Raw genomic sequence first — 18140 nt, forward strand, 5'->3', positions numbered from 1 at the left:
TCCACCCGATACCGATGTATTAAATGGCTGCCGCGTAATCCGGTTCGTTGGCGACCAGTACCGGCAATGCAAACAGAAACGAGCTGCCCTGGCCGGATGCAGGGGTCGCCCATATCCGCCCATTGTGGAAATCGATGATCGAGCGGCAAATGGAAAGCCCCATGCCCAGGCCGTTTTCCTTGGTGGTGAAAAACGGCGTGAACAGCTGCGGCAGGATCTCGGCGGGTATCCCCGAGCCGCGGTCGGTGATCTCCAGCACGGCTTCGCTGTCCTTCATCCAGGTGCGCACGTAAAGGCTGCGCTCCGAGGCCTGGACCGTCTCCATGGCCTGGCAGGCATTGATGATCAGATTGATGATGACCTGCTGCAGTTGCACGCGATCGGCACTGACCCGCCCGACGAACGTCGCCAGCTCGATGCTCGGGTTGATCTTGTGGTGAGCCAGTTCATACCGCACCAGGCCCAGGGTCTCGCTGACAATGTCGTTGAGTGACTCGGTCTGGCGCAGGGGGTCGGACTTGCGCGACAACGCCCTGACCCGGCGCGTGACTTCGGTCGCCCGGTTGGCGCTGGCGATGATTCGTTCAAGGGCCTGGCGTGCTTCGGCCAGGTCGGGAGCCGGTTGACCGAGCCAGTTCAGGCAGGCTTCGCCGCTGCTGGTGATCGCCGCCAGGGGTTGGTTGACCTCATGGGCGATCGAGGCAGCCAGTTCGCCCAACGAGGTCACGCGGGTGACATGGGCCAATTGAGTCTGGGCCCGGCAGAGCGCTTCCTCGGCCTGTTTACTGGCGGTCACGTCCCGCACCGCGCCAAGATAATCGACCGGGCGGTTTCTGCCGCAGCCCGGGGGGGAGAGGGGCGTGGCGGTCATGTGCACATGCTTGATGCGACCATCAGGCATCAACAGGCGATGCCTGATTTCGATCAGCGGCTCATGGCGCGCCGCCTTCTCGAAACCGGCCTGCACCAGCGCCACATCGCCCGGATGGGTGCGCGCCAGGAGCAGTGACACCGTCGGCTTGACGTCCACCGGGTATTCGTAGATTCGTGCCGACTGCTCCGACCAGGAGAATTGCTCGCGACCCCCGCGAAAACCCAGGCAGCCGGTCTGGCTCAGTTGCTGTGAACCGGAAAAATACACGACCTTGTGGCGCAAACCATCGCAGTCACTTTTGCTGCGCAGCGCCAGCAGCGTGATCGCCGCCAGCACGGTCAGGTGGCCGAGAAAATCCGCCGTCGTTTCCCAACGCTCAAACCCGCCGTGGTAGAGAAACAACGCGGTCAACATCAGCATGCAGAACAGGGCAACCACGATCACCGCAGTGATCGAAAACAGGTTGATCGCCATCAGCAACAACGCGATGCACAGCGTGGCGGTGGGGAGGTCGGCGCGGGTTTCGGTATTGACGATGATCCCGGCTGCCACGATCAGGCCCATCACCCATACCAGGCAGTTTTCCAGGGATTTCTGGCGGCTGGCGTCCGAGGGGCGAGGGGGCCTTTGGCCTGAGTTGAACAGCATCTTGCTGAAAGTCACCCTGAAAAAGGACGGCAAAAAAGAAGGCGCACTGCGTTTGTCGGCAGGCTCGCTGGTTTTCGGTTCGATCATGCGCGCCTCGTTTTTTGTTCGGGGTGGGCGGAGAATCTCATCGCTATCCTAGGAGCAACGGTTCTTATTTGGTTAGGACAAATAACCCGGTTTTTCTGCCAGTTATGGGCACCGTCAAATGCTTTATGGCGTTCGTAAGCCCTTTATTACATTGGATTTTTCGACAGGCATGGGTCAGGTGTTATAGCACCGGCCCCGCACCCCGGCAGCGCCCACGCGCCCTATACCCAAGTATCAGTGGGGTCGCCTAACGCATGAGCGTGATGTCCCCATGTACGACAGACGTTTTTCACGCACGCCCCTAATCTGTGCAGGCACCTTCCCGAACTCAATGGCCGCGTGCCGGGTAGCGAACCTCATGAACAGAAACGAACTGCGTCGTGCCGACATCAACCTGCTGGTGGTTTTCGAATCGATGATGCATGAGCGAAACGTCAGCCGCGTCGGTGAAAAGCTGTTCCTCGGGCAACCCACCATCAGCGGTGCCCTGGGCCGTTTGCGGGTGCTGTTCGATGACCCGTTGTTCATTCGTTCGGGCCGGGTGATGGAGCCGACCGCGCGGGCCGAGGAAATCTTCGCCAACCTGGCGCCGGCCCTGGATGGCATCGCTGCCGCCTTGAGCCGTTGCCAGTCGTTCGACCCGCGTACCAGCGAGGCGACCTTTCATGTCGGGCTTTCCGATGACGTCGAATACGCGTTGCTGCCACGCTTGTTAAGGCAGTTGCGGATCGAAGCGCCGAACACCACGCTGATCGTGCGCCGGGTCGACCAGCAACAGATGTCCCAGCGGCTGGTCAATGGCGACATTTCCGTGGGCATCAGTCACACCCTCGACCTGCCGGCCAACGCCCGACGCAAAGGCCTGCGGCCGATCCGGCCGATGCTGCTGCGCTGCGATAACCGGCCCGGCCCCCTGGGGCTGGAGGAGTTTTGCCGGCGCCCGCATGCGGTGGTGTCGTCCATGGGCAATGCCGCGGATGAGACTGACCACGTCCTGCACGCGCTGGGCCGGCAGCGCAAAGTCGTGCTGACTGTCCCGCAGTTCAGTGCGTTGCCGGGGTTGCTGGCGCAAAGCGACATGCTGGCCATCGTGCCCGACTACGTGGCCAAGGCCATGGCGTCGGTGGCGGGGATGCGGGTGGAACCGGCGCCGCTGCAACTGCCGGCCCACGAGCTTTCCATGGTCTGGCGCGCCGCGGCGCATAACGATCCTGGCCAGCGCTGGCTGCGTGCGCGGTGTTGTACGTTGCTGTGCGAGCCGATCGAGTTGCAGGTGGTGCCCAAGTCTCGACCGGCCTTGCACAACGATCAGGCTTTGCTGGCGGCCAGGTAAGCGCCCAGGCGCTTGCCCATTTCCTCGCCCAGGGCCTGCAAGCCACTCATGGGCCGGACCATCACTTCGAAATCGACGATTTTTCCCTGTTCGTTGAAGCGGATCATGTCGATGCCCTTGAGCTGTTTCTCGCCAACCCTGGCGCTGAATTCGAGGATGACGTTCAAGCCATCGGCGCTCGCCAGTTCGCGGTGGTAGGTAAAGTCTTCGAACACCTTGCACACCGTATTGAGAATCATCGAAACCACCGGCGCGCCCGGATACGGCGTGTGCGCCATCGGCGAGCGGAACACCGCTTGCGGGTCCAGCAGGCCGGGCAGGGCCTTGAGGTCGCCGGTGCGGATCATCGCGTGCCAAAGGTTCAGGGATTCTGCGGCTTTGGGGTGCAGTTGCAGTTCAGACATCGTCAACTCCTGTTTTTTGTTGTTGTTCAAAGCTTGCCTGCGGCGGGTGTATCGAAGTGTCGGGCGATGACCCGGGCGGCCTCGTCGGCCCAGAGACTGTAGATCGCCGGGCCCGGATGGAAATTGTCCCGCGCCATCGAACCGGCCACGGGCGCCAGGCGGGTTGCCAGCAGCGTACAGCGATCCGTGCGCTGCGCCAGTATCGCCAGTTGTGCGTTGAAACGCGCCGCCCGGTTGCCCAGGTACCAGCGCAGGGGTTGCGGCAGGGCGGGAAACAGATGCATCGGCGGCAGAGGGGAGAGGACGATCAGCTTGACCGCGAACCTCTCGACCAGCACCTCCATCAGCTGCTGTTGCCGGGCGATCCATTGCGTAGCGCTCAGGGAGCCGGTGACATCATTGACGCCGATGGACAGCAGCGCCACCTCGAAGGGTTCGGGCGGGTGTTGGTCGAGCAGGTCCAGCAGCGATTGCGAGTCCAGGCCCGACCGGGCCCAGAGTTTCCAGCCAACCTGATACGCCCTGGCCAGGCGGCTGACCAACTGGCCGCTGAGGGCTTGCGCCTGGGTCGATGCGCCAACGCCCGCGGCGGCGCTGTCGCCGAGAATCAATAAGCGCAGGGTTTCGCCATGCCCGGCCAGGCCTTCGCGCTCACCTGGGGCCTCGGGCAATTTCGGCGTGACCTTGCGCGTGTACAGGCCCTGCATCAGCAACACGGGGCCGAGCATGAGTTTGGCCAGCGTTTCGGTTTTGCTCATGCGAGGGTTCCTGTGAAGGGAATCGTAGATTCACTCAAAAACCGGCCGTAAGTCCATTGTGCAAGCCAGCCGGTCTACCACTATCTGAAGATTGAATAGGCCACCAGAAGCCCGGCTGATCAGGCCCAGTGCCGTTTACTTGAGGATTGGTTTGCAGAAGGGAACGTGCACATCCGTGGAAGCTAACGAGACTCACCCCGCAAACTCATCATCAAAAATGCTTTCGATGGGCAGCGCAAACGCCCGGGCGATTTGAAACGCCAGCGGCAGGCTTGGATCATAGCGACCGTTTTCGATGGCATTGATGGTCTGGCGCGAGACATTGAGCAACGCCGCCAGATCCACCTGCGACCACTTGCGTTCGGCACGCAGTTCCTTGAGTCGGTTTTTCATTGATAACGGCGCCTGGCCAGGGCAAGCCCGATGATCCACATCAAGCCCATCACCGGCCAGACACAGGTCCAGGAAATGTGTGGAAAGCCGACATTCTCCAGAAACCCGTAGCTGAACGTCAGCAGGGCTGAGGCCGCAAAGGCAAAGCCCAGGGCCTCGAACTGAATGCGCAAATGCATCTCGTCGAGTGTGCGTAACTGCCGGACGATCGCCCAGCACATCAACGCTGCCGGAATCACCGGTAACAACGTGATGACTATCCGCAACCCCGTACCCAGGCCTTCGGGGTCTTTGAGCAGGTTCAGCGACAGGATCAAAAACACCATGTACAGCGCCAGCGCCGAACCCATTTCGATGTAGTAGCGTTTCATTGCATCTTCCTGATGTAAAAGTCCCTTTACATATTCGTTGAGCTTCTCACCGATGTAAAGGGTGTTTTACATAGAAGTTTTTCGGGGGGGCCACTGGTTAACGATCAGTGGGTGAGCGCTGAATGCCGCTCAGAATTGCACAGGCGACAAAAAGCCCGGCTGATCAGGCCGGGCTTTATGGGGGGCATTATTCGGTGCTATTTGAACAGCTCTGAGTGACTTCCAAGATCGACAAATGTGAGCAGGTCGGAGCGTGTGTGTTCGTAAATCAGCAAAAAATCACCGCCGATGTGACACTCTCGAAAACCGCTCCAGTCCCCGGACAACGCATGATCCAGATACTGCGCGGGTAACGGATCTCCCAGAAAAAGCATGACCATCACCTGTCGTACTTCATTCATGTCACGACGCCCGGCGCGCTTGTAGCGTTCCCACGATTTCTTGAATTCCGATGTCTGTGCGCATTGCCTGGGAAGCTCAGCGCGTTTTTGTTTTTTCCCCGGTTTCGTCATCAACGTCCCCCAGCATTTCGTCTACAGAATCGAACCGCTGACGAATGTCCTTTGCTTGCATCATCGCGCGGGCCGTTTTCTCCGAAGGGACGCGCACCTCAAACGGGAGGCCCTGAGTCGCAACAACCTGACGAAGAAAAAGACGCATGGCATCACTGATGCTCAGGCCACAAGCGCTCAACACTTCAGTAGCACGCGCTTTCAGATCCTCATCAATGCGGCAACGCACATCAGTGGTTTTCAGTAATGCACCCATGGTAATAACCTCACTGTCGATTTGTAGCTACATTGGCGCTACCTCAGTATTCTGATTGAGTGGAGACTTTCAGGTCAACTTGAGCGTGATGGGCGGTTTCAAAGGGAGCCAACCCTCCCGATATTCAACTTGATTCCAATCGCCATGAATATCAGCCCGGTTCTCTTTCCTGGCAGGGAAGCGTCCCATTCCAGTGCGTGAAACAGCCGATGGTGTTGAACGTTGATTCACCGTTCACGAAAAAGCCCGGCTGATCAGGCCGGGCTTCTTGTGTAGAGCGGTGCAGCGATTTATTCAGGCGACGGTGTTGCCTTGCAGGCGATCCGAACCATCGGCGGCGACGGTGTTGCCTTGCAGACGATCGGAACCATCGGCAGCAACTGTGTTGCCGTGCAGACGGTCGGAACCGTCAGCCGCTACGGTGTTGCCTTGCAGGCGATCCGAGCCATCAGCGGCCACCGCACGTTTTTCCAGCAGGCGATCAGCGCCACCCTCAGCCACACGATTCTGTTGCAGACGATCCGAACCCCCTTCAGCTACCCGGCTTTCGATCAGGCGATCCGAGCCGCCTTCAGCGACGACAGGTTGAGCGAAAGTAGCGGCGAAAGCGTTCACGGCGAAAACCGAGAAAGCGATGCTGAGGAAGATTTGGCGTTTCATGATCGTGTGCTCCGGGGTGTTGTTGGTTTGTATGGAGCTGATGTTACGCCGCACAGTTTTTAAGAGAACTTCATTGAGTTAATGGTGACTATTGACGCAGTCAATGGATGGTTGGGTGATCCCTGTGGGACCGGGCCGTCATTGATCCGTGACGCACAATTCCCCGGTGGCACGGATCAACGCCTGGCCGTGCAGGGCATCCTTGATCAGGCCGGAGCGCTGTGCGGCCAGCCAGGCCGGGCATTCCGGGTCGAGGCGATAGGGCACGAAGTCGGCGTATTGCTGCAGCAACTGGACTTGCAACTTGTCCAGCGCCGGGCGCAGTTGATTGAGGTCCGGCCGTGGCACATCGGGCGCCTTGTGCGCCGCTTGCCATTGCGCGATCAAACCGTATTGCACCAGTTTGTTGGCTTCGATTTGCGCGGCGACCAGGTCGGCGGCCTCATCCGGGTCCAGTTTGCGCTCGGCGGCCTGCTTCCTGGCGTTGGCGATCACCAGGGTTTCACGGGCGGTATCCTGGATCGGTTTGCCACTGTCCCACTTGGTCAGCGCCACCTGGTCGGCGATGTTCAGGCGCTCGTTGATGGTCGCCAGCAACGGCTGCAAGGCATCAGGGGCCGGGGAGGGCGTGGCGGCGTGGACGACGCCGGCGAGTAAACCCGCCGTCAGAAACGTGGGTAGCGAACAGCACAGCAGTCGCGGCAAATGTGGGCAGTGGAGCATAAGCAAACCTCTTGGGCACGGGATGCGCATCGGTCTTATGTAACACAGCCGGGCCTGATGAACGATAGTTCAGTGTCACCTTTCACCTGGGCCGTTCACTGGGTGGCCAGCAAGCGTTCGAGCTGCGCCAGCTCCCAGGTGCTGAGCAGGCTCACCGGGTCGGTGCCGTAGCGATGCCCGCCATCAAACACCCGGCCATCCGGACTCTGGCAATGCAGGCAGTGGCGCAGGTGACGGCTGTCGACATCGAACGTAAGGCGCCAGCCTTCGATGTCGACCTGTACCAGCCCGGGCTGCTGATCGAGGCGTTTGAAGGGGCGCAGGTCGAGGGCAGCGTCACGCAGCTGCTGGTAGACCTCGCGGGCAGTAAGAGCGGGCACCAGTGTCTCCGGCAGGTTGTGGCAGGGATTGAGCGGGGGCACAGGATAGTCGATCGGGCCGGAAGGCCGCGAGCACGAAAAAGCCCGGCTGATCAGGCCGGGCTTTATGTGTGGAGCGTTGGAGCGATGTGTTCAGGCGACGGTGTTGCCGTGCAGACGGTCGGAGCCATCGGCGGCGACGGTGTTGCCGTGCAGACGGTCGGAGCCATCGGCGGCGACGGTGTTGCCGTGCAGACGGTCGGAGCCATCGGCGGCGACGGTGTTGCCGTGCAGACGGTCGGAGCCATCGGCGGCGACGGTGTTGCCGTGCAGACGGTCGGAGCCATCGGCGGCGACGGTGTTGCCGTGCAGACGGTCGGAGCCATCGGCGGCGACGGTGTTGCCGTGCAGACGGTCGGAGCCATCGGCGGCGACGGTGTTGCCGTGCAGGCGGTCGGAGCCATCGGCGGCGACGGTGTTGCCGTGCAGGCGGTCGGAGCCGTCAGCGGCCACGGTGTTGCCTTTCAAACGATCCGAGCCATCCGCCGCCACAGCGCGTTTTTCCAGCAGGCGATCAGCGCCACCCTCAGCTACACGATTTTGTTGCAGGCGATCCGAACCGCCTTCCGCCACCCGGCTTTCGATCAGGCGATCCGAGCCGCCTTCAGCGACGACAGGTTGAGCAGAAGCAGCGGCGAAAGCGTTCACTGCGAAAACCGAGAAAGCAATGCTGAGAAGGATTTGGCGTTTCATGATCGTGTGCTCCGGGTGTTTGGTGGGTATGGAGCTGATGTTACGCCGAAGGATTTTTAACAGAACTTGATTGAGGTGATTGCGAACATCGACGCTATTGATAGGGCCGGCGGGATGCCCCTCGCGGGCGTGATGATACGGCCCGGCCTGTCGTCGGCTCTGCCACCCGGCCAGGAGCGCGGGGGTATGCTGGGCATCTGCAATTCAATGCTCTGATCGAGAGGGTAAACCGATGCACGACTATTACGATTTGGGCACCTACAGCCGTCCCGTGACCACCCATTCGCCCCTGGCCCAGCTCTGGTTCGACCGTGGGCTGGTGTGGTGCTACGGCTACAACCATGACGAATCGATCCGCTGTTTCCACAAGGCCCTGGAACACGACCGCGATTGCGCCATGGCCTGGTGGGGCATCGCCTACGCGTCAGGCCCCAACTACAACAAGCGCTGGGATGCATTCATCGAGCAGGAACTCAAAGACGCCGTGGCCCAGGCCCGACAGGCGACGCAAACCGCGCTGGCGCATCTGCACGGCGCCTCACCGGTGGAGCAGGCGCTGATCCGCGCGCTGGAGCAACGCTACCAGGCCGATCAGGCCGCCAGTGTCGAGCAACTCTTCACCTGGAACGATGCCTACGCCGCGTCCATGCGTGATGTTTATCGGCGCTTTCCCGACGATCCCGACGTGACGGCGCTGTTTGCCGAAGCGTTGATCGACCGCACGCCCTGGCAATTGTGGGACCTGAAAAGCGGTCAGCCCGCCGTGGGCGCCGACACCCTGGAAACGGTGGCCGTGCTGGAAAAAGCCCTGCAACGCATGGAGCAACACGGCGACGCACCGCATCCCGGCGTGCTGCACATGTACGTCCACACCCTGGAGATGTCGCCTTACCCGGAACGCGCCTTGCGCGCCGGCGATGTCCTGCGCGACCTGGTGCCGGATGCCGGGCACCTGCGGCACATGCCGTCGCACATCGACGTGCTCTGCGGCGATTATCGCGGGGCGATGGTCACCAACCACCGGGCGATCGAGGCCGACCGCAAATACCTGGAACAGGAAGGACCGATCAATTTCTACACCCTGTACCGCAGCCACAACTACCACTTCAAACTCTACTCGGCGATGCTCCTCGGCCAGTACCAGCCGGCCCTGGAAGCCGCCGGGCAACTGATCGACACCATCAAGGACGAGTTGCTGCGGGTGGAACAACCGCCCATGGCCGACTGGCTGGAAAGCTTCGTGTCGATGAAGGTCCACGTGCAGATCCGCTTCGGCAAATGGCACGACATCCTCGCCACACCGCTGCCCGGGGATCAGGCGCTGTACTGCGTGACCACCGCCATGCTGCACTACGCCAAAGGCGTGGCCCTGGCCGCCACCGGGCAAGTCGCCGCGGCCGACACCGAGCAGCACCTGTTCCTCGAAGCCTGGGCCCGCGTGCCGCCAACCCGCTACCTGTTCAACAATCAATGCATCGACATCCTGGCCGTGGCCGGGGCGATGCTGAGCGGGGAGATCGAATACCGCAAGGGCAACCACGACTGCGCGTTCGAACACTTGCGCCAGGCGCAGACACTGGATGACAACCTGCCCTACGACGAACCCTGGGGCTGGATGCAACCGGTGCGCCATGCACTGGGCGCGCTGCTGCTGGAGCAGGGACGGGTGGAGGAAGCCCTGCAGGCCTATCGCGCCGACCTCGGCCTGGACAACACCCTCAGCCGCGCCTCCTGGCACCTGGACAATGTGTGGAGCCTGCACGGTTATGTGGAATGCCTGAAACGCCTGGGCCGCGATGCCGAAGCGGCGGCGGTGCAAACCCGTCTTGACCTGGCCATGGCGCGCGCGGATGTGGCGATTACCGGGTCGTGTTTTTGCAGGGTGGGGAGGGGGTGTTGTGAGTGATAGGGCTTGCGGTGTCTGGCGCCCAGATCAAAAACAAAGCGAGGCGGCCTTAAAGCCGACCTCATTTTTACAATCCCCCCAATCCCCTGTGGGAGCGGGCTCGCTCGCGAATGCGCCATGACATTCTCCATAGATGTCGACTGACACGGCCTCTTCGCGAGCAAGCCCGCTCCCACTTGGTGCCCGGCGGCCGCCGCAAGGGCGAAACCGTCAGGCGCCGTGACCTCGGCACACTCAGTGATAGGATGGCCAAACCCTTCCTCGCCAGGTAACGCTCCATGGATCGTCTGTCCACGTTGTTGTCGCAGTTCGGCGTGCGCGCCCATCTGTTCTACAACGGCAAACTCTGCGGCATGGCGTCCTACGAGGGGGCTGACCAGCGCGGACATATTCACCTGTTGCAAGCGGGCACCATGACCTTGCGTGGACCCGGCCGCCAGGACCTGCTGCTCACGCGCCCCAGCCTGGTTTTTCTGCCACGCCCGAGCCGGCATCAGCTGCTCGCCGGGGAGCCCGAGGGCGCGCAGTTGTTGTGCGCGTCCATGGTGTTTGAGGGCGGTGTCGATAACCCGCTGGCGGCGTCGATGCCCGATGTCCTGGTGCTGGCGCTTGATGAGCTGCCGCAATTGGCCGACACGCTGAAGTGGATGTTCGGTGAGGCGGCTGGCACGCATTGTGGCCGGGAGGCCGCGCTCAATCGCTTGTTCGAGCTGTTGATCATCCTGTTGTTCCGGCACCTGCTCGACCAGCAGCAACTGCGTACCGGCATGATGGCCGGGCTGGCCGATCCGCGCCTGGCGCGCTCGCTGATTCAGATTCACGAAGCGCCTGAGCGCGCCTGGTCGATCGCGCAGCTGGCGAGCGAGTCGAACATGTCTCGCGCTGCCTATGCCGTGCATTTCCGATCCGTGACCGGGCAGACACCGGCCGATTATCTGTTGAGCTGGCGCATCAGCCTGGCGCAAAAGCGCCTGCGTGAGGGGCGGCCGATTACCCTGATTGCTGCCGAAGTCGGTTATGAAAGCCCTTCGGCCCTGGCTCGCGCTTTTCGTCGCAAGACCGGCATGAGCCCACGGGACTGGATGAAGGACCTGCAAGGTGAAAAGGGCGTGCCAACGGCCTGAACACGTTCAACGAATCCAGGCCATTGCGGGAACAGACACCGGGGGGTTAACGCTTTTCCAGGGCGGTCAGCGAATGGCCGGCAATGAAGATCGAGGCCGCCAGCAAGCCGATGTCTTTGAGCAGAAATTGCCCCGGCGCTACCGTAATGGCTGGAAAGCCGAGACCGGGTTCAATCACGCCGGGCGTCGAAAACATGAAGCTCAGGGTCGTGAAGAACAAGCCTGCCGACAAGGCGCCGCCGATCAATGAGAGCTTGGGTGACAGCAGGCGACCGGCAATCAGCACACCGATCGAAACCTCCAGCACGCCCAGCAGGCTGGAGAAAGTGTCGACACTGAACAGCGCATACACCCAGCCCAGGAACGGGCTGTTGCTCACCAGTGGCACCAGTCCCTGCGCTTCGTAGTGGGTGAACTTCATGCCACCGAACCAGAAGTAGATGACGGCGAGCGCAACGTACACGCCGTAGGTGCCCAGCGCGGTGGTTCGGGTGCCGAGCGATTGACTGGCGGACAGGTCTTGGGGGCTGTGCTGCTCAATGTTCAGGGTTTTCATGATCAAGGCTTCCAGTAGTGGGGTAACGAGCGTTTTCAATGGCTTTCGAAACCCGACGCGGGTGGCGTTGGGCGTGGAATCATTGTTGCCGTTGCTGCCACGGACGGGGGGCTTGAACGTATTGGGTTCGATGCAGATCGTCTTGTTTCGCCACTGGCCGATCAAACCGGCAGGTGGCCGCTCGCGGGGACGGTTACTCAGGCAACCCGGCCAGCCGCAGTCCATCGACGAACCGCGCAAGATCCTCGGGCCGCTGGATCGGCAGCCATTCCTTCATCCGGGAAAGGCGCAAGGACGGGTCCAGCTCGTGCAGGCGTTGCATCGCCTGCGCGGCTTTGTCCATCCGCCCGCTGAGTGCATGACAGGCCGCCAGCAGCGCCACCGCCGGCAGCAGGGTCGGCAGGTTGCGCAAGGCTTTTTCCGCCCAGTCGGTGGCGCAGTCGAAGCGCCCGGCAAAGAAGTGCGAAAGCGCCATGCCCACCTGCATCCTGAACATCTCCGGGTCCAGCGGGCTCAGGCGCACGGCATGGGTCAGGTTCTCGATGGCGGACTCCGTTTCACCGCGCAGCGCGCGCAGGATGCCGCCCAGGTACCAGGCGGGGGCGAGGTTGGGGTTGAGCAGGCGCGCCCGGTCGAGCAAGGCAATGCCGCCATCGACATCGCCGGCCAGATGGCTCAGCGCATGGCCACCGCGGGTGAGCGCCACCGCGTCATCGCGGCCCAGTTCCACCGCCAGCCGCGCGAGCCGCACGCCCTCGGCGATCTCTTGCGGGCGGTCGGCCATCCAGCCATTCAACTTGCGCCAGAAATGACACCAGGCAGCCATGCCATAGGCCGATGCAAACTCCGGGTCCAGCTCGATGGCCTTGTAAAACATCGGCAGCGCCTGCTCGATGGCTTCGCGGGTGCCGTTGTGCAGCTTGGCCATGCCGCGCAGGTAGTGATCGTAGGCGTCCAGGCTGTCGGTCGGCTTGCGTTTGGCACGCTCGATTTCCGCCCGTTCGAGTTGCGGTGCGATGGCGCCGACCACGCTTTCGGCGATTTGATCCTGCAACTCGAAGATGTCGTCGAGCAGGCCCTCGAAACGTTCCGCCCAGATGTGCGTGCCGCTCTTGGCGTCGATCAGTTGCCCGGTGATGCGCACCTTGTTCCCGCACTTGCGCACGCTGCCTTCGAGCACGTAGCGCACGCCCAGCTCCTGACCCACGCCCTGGACGTCCACCGCACGGCCCTTGTAGGTGAAGCTCGAATTGCGCGCGATCACGAACAGCCAGCGGATGCGTGACAGCGCGGCGATGATGTCCTCCACCATGCCGTCGGCGAAATACTCCTGCTCCGGATCGCCGCTGAGGTTGTGGAAGGGCAGGACCGTGATGGAGGGCTTGTCCGGCAGGCTAAGCGTGGAGGGTTCGGCTGTCCCGGGATCAGCCATGCCGGGCGCTGCCGATGGCCGCGCTGCGAAGGGCTGATCGGCCTTGAGCGGGCCGACGAAGCGGTAACCCTTGCGGGCAATGGTGCGAACCAGCCGTTGTTCTTCCCCGGTATCGCCGATGGCCTTGCGCACCGCGTTGATGTGGCTGGTGATGGTCGATTCCGAGACGATACGCCCGGCCCACACCGCCTTGAGCAAGTCGTCCTTGCTGACGACGCGCTCGTGCTGGCTGACCAGCAGCAGCAACAGATCGAAGACCTGCGGCCCGACGGTCACCACCTGGCCACGCAGGGTCAATTCCCGGCGCTCCTGGTCGAGTACGTAGTCTTCAAACGCGAATGGCACGGTGACAATCCCCTGGACGGATGCCCTCGACTCCGTGTCCGGGTGGGCGATGGGTCGATGATACGGCAGCCCGTTGCAGGCTGCACCGTCCATGGCCTGGACGAAAAACCAAGCCTGTGCCAAGGAAAACTCAAGCCCGGCGCAAGGACTTGCCGGGCCCGCGCAGGCACTCTGCAGCTACCCCGACGGCAATGTTGCCGCCGACAAGCGGAGAGAACCCATGAAGATCGTCGTCATCGGAGGCACCGGCCTCATCGGATCGAAACTTGTCAAAAACCTGCGTGAGCGCGGTCATGATGCGCTCGCCGCCTCGCCCAACACGGGCGTCAACAGCATCACCCGCGAGGGCCTGGCCCAGGCGATGGATGGCGCCGATGTGGTGGTCGACGTGGCCAACGCGCCGGTGTGGGAAGACCAGGCCGTGCTCGATTTCTTTGAAACCTCAACCCGAAACCTGCTGGCGGCCGAAGCGGCGGCCGGGGTGCGCCATCACGTGGCGCTGTCGATCGTCGGCACCGAACGGCTGCCCGAAAGCGGCTACTTCCGCGCCAAGGTCGCCCAGGAAAACCTGATCAAGGCCTCGTCCATTCCCTACACCCTGCTGCGGGCCACGCAGTTCTTCGAGTTTGTCGGCGGCATTGCGCAATCGGCCACGGTTGGCGAGGAAATTTTCCTCTCGCCGGCACTGATCCAGCCAATGGCCTCCGATGACGTGGCCGCCGCGCTGACCGATGTCACGCTTGCAGCGCCGGTCAACGGCACGCTGGAAGTCGCCGGTCCCGAGGCCATGCCGCTCGATGAACTGGTCCGGCGTTTCCTGCGGATCACCCGGGATTCACGCAAGGTGGTGCCAGACGTACACGCACGCTACTTCGGCGCGCTGCTCGACGATCAATCGCTGACCCCCGGCAAACACCCGCGCCTCGGTGTCATCCACTTCGAAGACTGGCTCGGTCAGTCGGTGGCTGCGTCGGGCCGCTGAAACTTCCGGCGTCGCAGCGTCCCGGCAGCCGGCGTTGGCGGCCCGGACGTTGCCGCTGGCCATTGGATTGATCAGGAAACAACACCATGAACTTGCCCCAGGACAAGGCCGCGATGGCCACCGGCGCCAGCGCCGAAACCCCTGTCAAAGGGGGGCGGCCAAGCAAGACAAAACTCATCGGCCTGCTGCTGTGCGTCAGCGCCGTGGTGGTCGTGGCAGCGGGATGGGCCCTGTCGCTGACCCATGGCGCGACCTCGACCGACAACGCCTACGTGCGCGGCGACGTCACCTCGCTCGCCGCCAAGGTGGCCGGTTATGTCACGGCGGCGCAGATCGAGGACAACCAGGCCGTGCGCGCCGGCGATGTGCTGTTTCGCATCGATGATCGCGACTACCGCGCGAAACTGGCGCAAGCCGAGGCCAACGTCAGCGCGGCCCAGGCGCGCCTGAGCAATGTCGACGCGGAAACCAGGCTGCAACACGCGCTGATTCGCCAGGCACAAGCCCAGCGACGTTCGGCGGTGGCCAGCATGAACCTGGCCACCAAGACCCATGATCGCAGCCGCAAACTGATCGTCAGTAACGCGGTCAGCCAGGCGCTGGTCGATGAAAGCGACGAGGCACGATCCCGGGCCGAGTCGTCGGTATCGGCCGCTTCGGCCACGGTCGATGCACAGCAGCAACGCATCGCCGTGCTCGAAGCCCAACGCGAAGCGGCCGTTGCCGCCGTGACCCAGGCGCAGGCGGCACGGGACCTGGCGCAGATCGATCTGGACAGCACCGTGGTTCGCGCGCCGGTGGACGGCGTGATCGGCAACCGCCAGGTGCGCATCGGCCGCTATGTGACACCGGGCGCGGCCTTGCTCGATATCGTGCCGGTCCATGACGTGTGGGTCGTGGCCAACTTCAAGGAAACTCAGCTCGAACATATCCGCCCGGGGCAGCGCGTGAGCATCACGGTCGACGGCTACCCCGACACGGCCCTCGACGGGGTGGTCGACAGCTTCGCGCCGGGCAGCGGCTCGGCGTTCAGCCTGCTTCCCGCCGACAACGCCACCGGCAACTTTGTGCGGGTCGTGCAGCGCGTGCCGGTGAAGATCCGCCTGACCGATAATCCGCTACCGGGGCGCATCGTGCCCGGCTTGTCGGCACGGGTCGAGGTGGCGCCAGCGGAGGTGGCGCCAGCCACGGTGGCGCAAGGGGCGGGGTCATGAACACGCAGGCCGCCACCTTGCAGGGCATTGGCCGTGCCACGCCCGGCGTGCTGCTCCTGGCGGGCATCGTGCTGGCCGCGCTGACGGAGGCGATTGCCAGCACGGTATTGGCTCTCGGTCGCAGCGACATCCTCGGCGACACTTATGCCACGCCGGATGAATTCGCCTGGCTGGACGTCGGCTACACCGCGTTCAAGCTGATCGGCTTCATGAGTGCGGCCTGGCTGCTCGGCCGTTTCGACCCGCGCCGCGTGATGATCGGTGCCGTGCTGGTCATGGGCCTGGCCTGCGGCATGGCCGCCATCACCGCGCGCCTCGACCTGCTGATTGCGCTGCGCATCCTTCAGGGCTTCGCCGGCGGCACCTTGCTGGTGGGTGGCCAGGCGCTGATTTTTTTCGTCTTTGCGTCATCGCGCCAACCCATCCTCCAGGCGCTGTTTGCCATGGGCTCGGTGGTCGCGCCCGCGACCCTGGCCCCGGCGCTGCAAGGCTGGTTAATCGACAGCCAGGACTGGACGTGGATCTTCCTGAGTGTCGTGCCGGTGGCGCTCGCGGCCAGCGGACTGTTGCTGATGGCGGACAGTCCGCTACCCGCCAGGGGCCAGCGGCGACCGTTTGACGGGCTCGGCTTCTGCCTGATCGCTACCAGCCTGTTTTGCCTTACCTACGTCTTCAGCCAGGGCGAACGCTGGGACTGGTTCGAGGAACCGCGCATCCTGTGGCTGAGCGTGATCGGTGTCGCCACGCTGCTGGCATTTTTTGGCCAGCAAGTCTTGGCCAAGGGGCAGGGGATGCTCGATTTCAGCCTGTTCCAGTCGAGGGATTTTTCCTTCGCGCTGATCGTCAGTTTTGTCGCCGGCGCGGCGTTGTTCGGCAGCGCGTTCCTGATCCCGGCCTTCGCCCTGTCGGTCCTCGGTTTCACGCCCACCGAGGCCGGTCTGCTGCTGTTGCCCAGCGGTGCGCTGTTCGTCGCGGCATTGCTGGTGGCCGCGTTTTTATTCCAGGTGCGCCGGGTAGCACCGTTTGCCACCGTGCCCTTTGGCATCCTGATGATCATGGTTGCGATGTGGCTGCTGTCGGGCTCCACCAGCGAGAGCGGTGGCGATGACATGATGGTTGCCATCCTCCTGCGTGGCCTGGGGCTGGGCTTTCTGTTCCTGTCGATCACCCTGATCGCCTTCAGCGACCTCAATCCGCGCCACCTCGCTGCGGGCATCGGCCTGTTCAACACCGGTCGCCAGTTGGGCGGGCTGATGGGCGTCGCCGGATTGCAGACCCTGATCGAACACCAGGTCGCGGCCAACGTCGCCGTCCTCGGCACCTATATCACCCCGGGCGCGGCCACCGTGATCGAACGACTCACGATCAGCGCCAGCTTGCTCTCGGCCAAAGGCATGGACGCACTGGCCGCCGGTCGAGGGGCAGCGAGCCTTCTGGGGCGGGCCGTGTCAGGCCAGGCGAGCGTGATCGCCTTCGACTCGGCGTTCTTCGCCGTGACCCTGCTGTTCGCCGTCGCCGCGCCCCTGCTGGTCGCCATCAAGATCGCCTTCGTGCGGCATGCAAAGCACGCATGAAAAACGGGCGGTCCTGCCTGGACGCCCGTTCAATCAAAACCGCTCTATGTAGGCGCAGGTCTCCCCGCCGCGCACTATTCTGCGGGAGCCCCCCATTCCTTGTGGGAGCGGGCTTGCTCGCGAAGACGGCGGATCAGTCAGCGCTGGTGTTGAATGTAATGCCGCTTTCGCGAGCAAGCCCGCTCCCACACCATGGATTCACTCAACTCAAAATAGTACGGGCAACAAAAAGCCCGGCTGATCAGGCCGGGGCATTGTTTACATTGCGTATCAACTGAAATGCCCAGTCGCGCCGTTATCATTTACCCCGATGGCCAATACCCTGAACCGGACTTTTCCGTACCGCGTAGCCAAGGTGCCTCACATGATTGCGAACCTGATGAAAACCGCCTGCCTGACCGCACTGCTGGTTGCCAGTGCAGCCCTGCCACTGGCCCAGGCACAACCCTTGCCACTGGATAAAACCGGTGCCCTGCATAATGAAGACGTGGAGTGGCGCAGCTTTGCGGCGTTCCCCAAAGAAGTGAAGCTGGCGGTGCTGGCCGGCGACCCCAGCAAGCCAGCGCCCTACGTTGTGCGGGTCAAAGTGCCAAACGGCACCAAGCTGATGCCCCACACCCACCCTGAAGATCGCATCTACACCGTGATGTCCGGGGTCTTCTACATCGGCTTCGGCTCGGTATTCGATCCGGACAAACTGGTCGCCTACGGCCCCGGCAGCGTTGTGATACTCCCGGCCAACACGCCGCATTTCCACTGGGCCAGGTCAGGCGAGTACATCTCGCAAGTCTACGGAACAGGCCCGCTGGGCCTCGAATACATCGACAGCCACGATGACCCGCGCAACGCCCAATAGGTACAAGGCTTGCTCGCGAT

The 18140-nt window shown here is 62.8% G+C and carries 20 protein-coding genes; 7 read left to right on the top strand and 13 right to left on the bottom strand.

The window, feature by feature from the left end; genetic code table 11:
* Positions 1–19: 19 nt before the first annotated feature.
* A complete protein-coding gene (locus F8N66_RS01770) occupies positions 20–1609 on the bottom strand; it encodes a PAS domain-containing sensor histidine kinase (RefSeq protein WP_224790423.1) in 1590 nt (529 codons plus the stop codon).
* 358 nt (positions 1610–1967) lie between these two features.
* On the opposite strand from F8N66_RS01770, the gene F8N66_RS01775 reads away from it, so the two are divergent.
* Positions 1968–2942 (top strand): LysR family transcriptional regulator, encoded by a 975-nt coding sequence (locus F8N66_RS01775; RefSeq protein ID WP_150768536.1) that lies wholly within the window; start codon positions 1968–1970, stop codon positions 2940–2942.
* Here the strand turns inward: F8N66_RS01775 and F8N66_RS01780 are convergent.
* The 10 genes from F8N66_RS01780 to F8N66_RS01825 form a co-directional block, all read right to left on the bottom strand.
* Positions 2918–3346 (bottom strand): nuclear transport factor 2 family protein, encoded by a 429-nt coding sequence (locus F8N66_RS01780; protein WP_150768537.1) that lies wholly within the window; start codon positions 3344–3346, stop codon positions 2918–2920. The genes F8N66_RS01775 and F8N66_RS01780 overlap by 25 nt on opposite strands.
* Before the next feature lie 26 nt (positions 3347–3372).
* The gene (locus tag F8N66_RS01785; RefSeq protein ID WP_150768538.1) at positions 3373–4104 is read right to left on the bottom strand and encodes an SGNH/GDSL hydrolase family protein; all 732 of its coding nucleotides are present in this window, start codon (positions 4102–4104) and stop codon (positions 3373–3375) included.
* Between the two features lie 192 nt (positions 4105–4296).
* Positions 4297–4497, bottom strand: a complete 201-nt coding sequence (locus F8N66_RS01790) for a helix-turn-helix transcriptional regulator (RefSeq protein ID WP_007988375.1) — start codon at positions 4495–4497, stop codon at positions 4297–4299.
* A complete protein-coding gene (locus F8N66_RS01795) occupies positions 4494–4868 on the bottom strand; it encodes a hypothetical protein (RefSeq protein WP_150768539.1) in 375 nt (124 codons plus the stop codon). The genes F8N66_RS01790 and F8N66_RS01795 overlap by 4 nt, the downstream gene beginning before the upstream one ends.
* A gap of 197 nt (positions 4869–5065) precedes the next feature.
* A complete protein-coding gene (locus F8N66_RS01800) occupies positions 5066–5380 on the bottom strand; it encodes a type II toxin-antitoxin system YafQ family toxin (RefSeq protein WP_150768540.1) in 315 nt (104 codons plus the stop codon).
* Positions 5346–5636: a type II toxin-antitoxin system RelB/DinJ family antitoxin gene (locus F8N66_RS01805; RefSeq protein WP_150768541.1), complete on the bottom strand. Its 291-nt coding sequence runs from the start codon at positions 5634–5636 to the stop codon at positions 5346–5348. Before F8N66_RS01805 ends, F8N66_RS01800 begins: the two co-directional genes overlap by 35 nt.
* 294 nt (positions 5637–5930) lie before the next feature.
* Positions 5931–6296 (bottom strand): hypothetical protein, encoded by a 366-nt coding sequence (locus F8N66_RS01810; RefSeq protein ID WP_150768542.1) that lies wholly within the window; start codon positions 6294–6296, stop codon positions 5931–5933.
* A gap of 138 nt (positions 6297–6434) precedes the next feature.
* Complete coding sequence (locus F8N66_RS01815; RefSeq protein WP_150768543.1) at positions 6435–7019, bottom strand: chorismate mutase; 585 nt, start codon at positions 7017–7019, stop codon at positions 6435–6437.
* A gap of 95 nt (positions 7020–7114) precedes the next feature.
* Positions 7115–7399, bottom strand: coding sequence for a hypothetical protein (locus F8N66_RS01820; RefSeq protein WP_150768544.1), 285 nt, complete (start codon positions 7397–7399; stop codon positions 7115–7117).
* Between the two features lie 132 nt (positions 7400–7531).
* Positions 7532–8131 carry a hypothetical protein gene (locus F8N66_RS01825; protein WP_150768545.1) on the bottom strand — a complete coding sequence of 200 codons (600 nt, stop codon included), beginning with the start codon at positions 8129–8131 and terminating at the stop codon, positions 7532–7534.
* Between the two features lie 232 nt (positions 8132–8363).
* On the opposite strand from F8N66_RS01825, the gene F8N66_RS01830 reads away from it, so the two are divergent.
* A complete protein-coding gene (locus F8N66_RS01830; RefSeq protein WP_150768546.1) occupies positions 8364–10037 on the top strand; it encodes a hypothetical protein in 1674 nt (557 codons plus the stop codon).
* A gap of 278 nt (positions 10038–10315) precedes the next feature.
* Positions 10316–11161: a helix-turn-helix transcriptional regulator gene (locus F8N66_RS01840; RefSeq protein ID WP_150768547.1), complete on the top strand. Its 846-nt coding sequence runs from the start codon at positions 10316–10318 to the stop codon at positions 11159–11161.
* A 46-nt stretch (positions 11162–11207) separates the two neighbouring features.
* Here F8N66_RS01840 and F8N66_RS01845 read toward each other — a convergent pair whose 3' ends face one another.
* Positions 11208–11717, bottom strand: coding sequence for a YkgB family protein (locus F8N66_RS01845; RefSeq protein ID WP_150769203.1), 510 nt, complete (start codon positions 11715–11717; stop codon positions 11208–11210).
* Between the two features lie 193 nt (positions 11718–11910).
* Complete coding sequence (locus F8N66_RS01850; protein ID WP_150768548.1) at positions 11911–13494, bottom strand: winged helix-turn-helix domain-containing tetratricopeptide repeat protein; 1584 nt, start codon at positions 13492–13494, stop codon at positions 11911–11913.
* Between the two features lie 220 nt (positions 13495–13714).
* On the opposite strand from F8N66_RS01850, the gene F8N66_RS01855 reads away from it, so the two are divergent.
* From F8N66_RS01855 to F8N66_RS01870, 4 genes are all read left to right on the top strand, one after another.
* Entirely contained in the window at positions 13715–14476 is a 762-nt protein-coding gene (locus F8N66_RS01855) for an SDR family oxidoreductase (RefSeq protein ID WP_150768549.1), read from the top strand.
* A gap of 86 nt (positions 14477–14562) precedes the next feature.
* On the top strand, positions 14563–15690 hold the full coding sequence (locus F8N66_RS01860) for an HlyD family secretion protein (RefSeq protein ID WP_150768550.1): 1128 nt from the start codon (positions 14563–14565) through the stop codon (positions 15688–15690).
* Positions 15687–17264: a DHA2 family efflux MFS transporter permease subunit gene (locus F8N66_RS01865; RefSeq protein ID WP_150768551.1), complete on the top strand. Its 1578-nt coding sequence runs from the start codon at positions 15687–15689 to the stop codon at positions 17262–17264. The genes F8N66_RS01860 and F8N66_RS01865 overlap by 4 nt, the downstream gene beginning before the upstream one ends.
* A 364-nt stretch (positions 17265–17628) precedes the next feature.
* Positions 17629–18120, top strand: coding sequence for a cupin domain-containing protein (locus F8N66_RS01870; RefSeq protein ID WP_150768552.1), 492 nt, complete (start codon positions 17629–17631; stop codon positions 18118–18120).
* The last annotated feature ends 20 nt before the right edge of the window (positions 18121–18140 follow it).

Origin of the sequence: Pseudomonas fluorescens, assembly GCF_902498195.1 — a bacterium.
Taxonomy (GTDB): Bacteria; Pseudomonadota; Gammaproteobacteria; order Pseudomonadales; family Pseudomonadaceae; genus Aquipseudomonas; species Aquipseudomonas fluorescens_BU.